Source organism: Rickettsiales endosymbiont of Peranema trichophorum (genome assembly GCF_004210275.1).
Taxonomy (GTDB): domain Bacteria; phylum Pseudomonadota; class Alphaproteobacteria; order Rickettsiales; family Midichloriaceae; genus RICK02.
On the sequence record NZ_SCFA01000110.1, the window covers coordinates 1 to 1,710 of the forward strand.

Annotated in this window: 3 protein-coding genes; all 3 read right to left on the minus strand. The window is 39.9% G+C overall.

Annotated features, from left to right (window positions below):
• A partial coding sequence (locus tag EDM53_RS05445; protein ID WP_130122647.1) for an Rpn family recombination-promoting nuclease/putative transposase occupies positions 1-341 on the minus strand: 341 nt, incomplete at its 3' end.
• Positions 342-508: 167 nt separating this feature from the next.
• Positions 509-1,201: an imm11 family protein gene (locus tag EDM53_RS05450; protein WP_130122648.1), complete on the minus strand. Its 693-nt coding sequence runs from the start codon at positions 1,199-1,201 to the stop codon at positions 509-511.
• A 9-nt stretch (positions 1,202-1,210) separates the two neighbouring features.
• Complete coding sequence (locus EDM53_RS05455; RefSeq protein WP_130122649.1) at positions 1,211-1,399, minus strand: hypothetical protein; 189 nt, start codon at positions 1,397-1,399, stop codon at positions 1,211-1,213.
• Between the last annotated feature and the right edge of the window lie 311 nt (positions 1,400-1,710).

Genomic DNA, 1,710 nt, shown 5'->3' on the forward strand with positions numbered 1-1,710 from the left:
ATCACAGGCAACAAGTCCTTATGAAACATACCCTTCTTGAGTTGTGATACGTATGTATGTGACCCATAAAACTGTGCCCTTTGTATGTAGTGCATCTCTTGTCTGTTCTCCATCTCTACTATGTAGATCTTGCCAGACTCGTCCTTACACTTCAAATCAAACAAGCTTCTTTTGCCCTGTCCTATGTCGGGTATCTCTTCTCCAGACATAAACTCGAGTTCTGCTATTTTTTCTCCCGGCTCTAAACGTAGTATAGCATTTAAAAAATCCTTTAGTCTTTCCTTGTCGCCAAAGACTCTCTTAAATGCTACATCGTTTGTTGCGTCTAGGTATCTTGTCATCAGTATATTTTTTTGTGTTCATGCTTAGTACAACCCATTGTATACTATTCCGAATACTTCCTCCAGCTGTTTTATACTCCAATGATTCTGTAACAACAAAACTAACAGCTCTTAGTGGGGGGCCTTGATGTCATGCTACTCTACAATTTAAACCTAAGAGCCAACCACTACACTAATATGGAACCTGCATAGTCTTTAGGTATAAGACCCAACCCTTTAAATCTACCTTTCTTTAAAGCCGTTCCTAGTGACTCCGATATCAATATATCACTTGAATTCGTTACACAATCCTTGCATATCACCTCCTTCTCCACCACATCTTCTCTAAACGCAATCACATCCATTGAAAAAGCATTAGGTCCATGACCATATTCCTCATAACTACTTTTCTTCTTACTTCCTTCCCACGTAAATGCTTCCACCCTGTTTATTACATTGATCCCCTTATAATCTCTTATCTCTTCTCCATCCTCTAGGGTGAGTACTACGTCTATTACCTGTATCTTGCCCCCACAATACTCCTTAAATACTTCCAATACCTTCTCCTTCACTAATGGGACATCTACTCCTGCTGTCTCTAGTGCGTCATATTTCAACAACCTTTCTTTGGCCGCTGGTCTCCCCCTGCCATCATCCTCCTCATACTCAAAATGTAAACATTTCACATTGGCCTTATAACCATCGTGTAAAGATCTCCAAATCGGATCTATAATACTTATTCTGTCTGCTCCCATACCAAACCTATTTGTCACCAAATACTCCTCTAAACTTTCCGTCGCTACTTCTCCTATCTTCTTCCAATTAGGATGCGGTACCAGGTAATTCGGTATTCTATATCCTGATTTCAAAAAATATGCCACGTATAACCTCTAATCATGTAATTTTATCTCACCCTTGTACAACTTCTCTTTCACCTTGTTGATTAACTCAAACACCTTTCCTTCTATCTGTTCTTTTGTAATGCGATGATCTTTATAATCCATATGTATATCATCAAGCTCTTTCCTCATTTTATCAGCATATACTTGAACATGACGCCCGCTACCATGCGTTGCCATAGTAGTATGTGACCCTGGATCCTTAAGGTAGCGGCATTATGTTCCTTTTATCGCTCAGTATCTTCTTAGAGTCAACTAAACCTTCCTTAAATTAACCTCTCCATCACTTCTGACGCACGGACTAATTGGCCAGCTCAAACTGGCTATATACTAGCCTATTCGCTGGCCAATTTACACCTCCATTCTTTCATACCAACTTACACACTTATTCTTACGTACCCAAGCCTGCAGGGACACGTTACACTCATGTCACAAATGGAGCAGCTATCCTAATACCTGAAGTGATATACAGCATTCTCTTGTTGTGGTGT